The sequence below is a fragment of the Acinetobacter sp. YH01021 genome, from assembly GCF_013420255.1.
Lineage (GTDB): Bacteria > Pseudomonadota > Gammaproteobacteria > Pseudomonadales > Moraxellaceae > Acinetobacter.
Genome location: NZ_VOYO01000062.1, coordinates 1 through 2,781 on the forward strand (window position 1 = coordinate 1; position 2,781 = coordinate 2,781).

Below are 2,781 nucleotides of genomic sequence, written 5' to 3' on the forward strand. Positions count from 1 at the left end.
TACTGTTTGGAAAAAAAGCCTGGGAAGCCCAACGTGATGCGATTTACCAGGAGCACAAAAAGCTGAAAGGTCAGCATGAACACCAGAAAAAACATGGTGTGAAGGATTTATTGGAAAATGAAAAGTTCAAAGAACATGCCTGGAAGCAGTACCAACAACAACATCCGGCCAAAGCCAAGCAATACCAGACTCTATACCTATCCTATCAAGTCATTAAAAAATGTGTGGATGAGATCAAAGCAGAACAACAGATGAAACTCAGACAACAACAACAGCTCAAAGCACAGCAGCATGCGCCTAAAATGAAATCTCGTGGCATGAGTCGTTAAACAGAGCGAGTGTCTACGAGCGAACTGAGAAAATTTGCCCATCCCTTTCCCTGATTACAAGCTCCCTATCCATTAATCACCTACCCTACAGAGCATCCCGCATGGGTGCGAACTTTCCAAGCTTGATTCCTAAACCGAGCGTAGCGAGAAAAAAAAGCTCATGAGCGAAGCGAATTCCGAGTTGCTTTTGCTTTTTTTTAAAGTCACGAAAATATGAACCAAAAATTGCCCCGACGAATCGAGCGAAAGCGAGATTCAATAGAGTTTGAGCGAAGCGAAAACCAAGGGCAATTTTTTATATTTTGGGCTTTTAATTATTTTTAAGCTTTTAAATGCTTTTAGAGAGGCTCAAGTCTTTGTAAATAAAGGCTTCTAGAGCTTATATGACTACGTTTACCTACCAATATGACTACGTTTACCTACCAATATGACTACGTTTACCTACCAATATGACTACGTTTACCTACCAATAATCTACATTATTTTTTTTGTAGATTTAACTACGTTTACCTTGCATTAATCTACATATTTATTATTATAGATTTATATTCATAAGTAATAATGTAGATAAATAGAATGCGGGACTTAGTAGTTAAAGACAATGCATTAATTAATGCGAGTTATAACTTAGACTTAGTAGAACAACGTTTGATCTTATTAGCCATCGTCGAAGCAAGAGATAGTGGTCGGGGAATCAATGCAAATGACCCTTTAGAAGTCCATGCTGAGAGTTATGTAAATCAATTTAATGTTGCAAGACAAACAGCTTACCAAGCGTTAAAAGATGCCTGTAAAGATCTATTTGTACGTCAATTTAGCTATCAAGAAATTAATAAAAGAGGAAATGTAGAGAATGTTTTAAGTCGTTGGGTCAGCGAAATTAGATATATCGACGATGAAGCTACAGTAAAGTTAATATTTGCCCCTGCAATCGTGCCACTTATTACACGTTTAGAAGAACAATTTACTAAATATGAGTTACAACAGATTAGTAATCTCAGCAGCGCTTATGCTGTGCGATTATATGAATTATTAATTGCTTGGCGCAGTACGGGTCAAACTCCTATTATTGAACTTGCAGAGTTCAGACAAAAAATAGGCGTTCTTGATGATGAATATACAAGAATGGGAAATTTTAAAGATCGAGTATTAAATTTAGCTATTGCTCAAATTAATGAACATACGGATATTAACGTCCAATGTCAGCAACATAAAAAGGGACGTAATATTTCTGGTTTTTCATTCACCTTTAAACTGAAAAAAGTCGTTATAGCTCATACTAAAGAGCAAACTGCTCTTGAGATTTTCTCAAAATTTACCGATGCACAGTGTCATCTTTTTGCCAGTAAATTATCTGAGCTTCCAGATATGAATAAATATTCTCAAGGTACTGAAAGCTACTCACAATTTGCAGTTCGAATTTCTGAAATGCTACGAGATCCACAAAAATTTGAAGAATTACTCCCCTATCTAAAGAAAGTAGGCTTTAATACAAAATAAACTTCATGTTCAGATTGGATGTTCACACGAACATCCTTGTACACGCACTGAGGGATTACATTGAACACAACAAAATTCAGCGTCATGGACGCAAGTAAAGCCTTTAAAAAATCACGTACAACAATATATGAGGCTTTAAAAAATGGTGAATTATCAAGAGATCATGATGGTCTTATAGACTTATCGGAACTTATTAGAGTTTATGGCAATCCAATCAGTGTTCAGTCCAGTACACGCACTGAACAAGTTCAGAAGGATGTACAGGTACACGTTCAATCTGAAGTTGAAAATGTATTAAAAGATCAGATTTCTTTACTCAAAAATCAGTTAGATTTAGCAAATCAAAGAGAAAAGTCTTTGATGCAACATATTGAAGATCTTACTCACAGAATTGAGTTTAAAGGCACCTTAGAACAGCCAAAACAAGAAAATATTAATCAGCTAAATGAATCTACTAATTCGAATATAGCAACAGATCCTCGGTCACAGGATGAATCAAACTATGACGGATTGACTACTCCTGAGAACAAACGGATCCCTATCCCTGAACATATTGAGCCTGAACCTAAAAAAAGGGGCTTCCTGAGCCGTTTCTTCCTTCCTTATGGTTAGCTAGCACTCCACTTTTTTGATGAGCCAATTTCATTGCCAGCAATGAAATAATGACTCCTCAAAAAACCGGATGATGTTTATTAAAACTGAACAAAACCGTGGAACATTGCTTAAATAGTAAGCGTGGAACATGAAAAATCATTAAAAAAGCCCAACTGAGTGCAGTTGGGCTTTTTTGTATACGATAAGACTATGATTTATATAGAATAAAAAAGAGCATTTCGTATAAGGTGTATTATGTTAATTTTAGAAAATCTTAAGATTACTTTCGAATAATAGAAGTATACAATTCTCATGAATTTGGGGGATGTATGCAGAATAATAGTTTTAGACAAGATAT

At 35.6% G+C, this 2,781-nt stretch carries 2 protein-coding genes and 1 pseudogene; all 3 read left to right on the forward strand.

Annotated elements, in window-relative coordinates; all coding sequences use genetic code 11:
* Nucleotides 1–329, forward strand: a pseudogene (locus tag FTT86_RS15750) (hypothetical protein); the annotation flags it as partial.
* Nucleotides 330–905: 576 nt separating this feature from the next.
* On the forward strand, nt 906–1,829 hold the full coding sequence (gene repM, locus FTT86_RS15755) for a replication initiation protein RepM (protein ID WP_004811812.1): 924 nt from the start codon (nt 906–908) through the stop codon (nt 1,827–1,829).
* Nucleotides 1,830–1,889: 60 nt separating this feature from the next.
* Nucleotides 1,890–2,441: a plasmid replication DNA-binding protein gene (locus FTT86_RS15760; protein WP_223182242.1), complete on the forward strand. Its 552-nt coding sequence runs from the start codon at nt 1,890–1,892 to the stop codon at nt 2,439–2,441.
* Nucleotides 2,442–2,781: the final 340 nt, after the last annotated feature.

Bases quoted from the DNA above. Each gene is read 5' to 3' on its own strand.
- repM (WP_004811812.1), top strand. From the start codon at position 906: ATGCGGGACTTAGTAGTTAAAGACAATGCATTAATTAATGCGAGTTAT.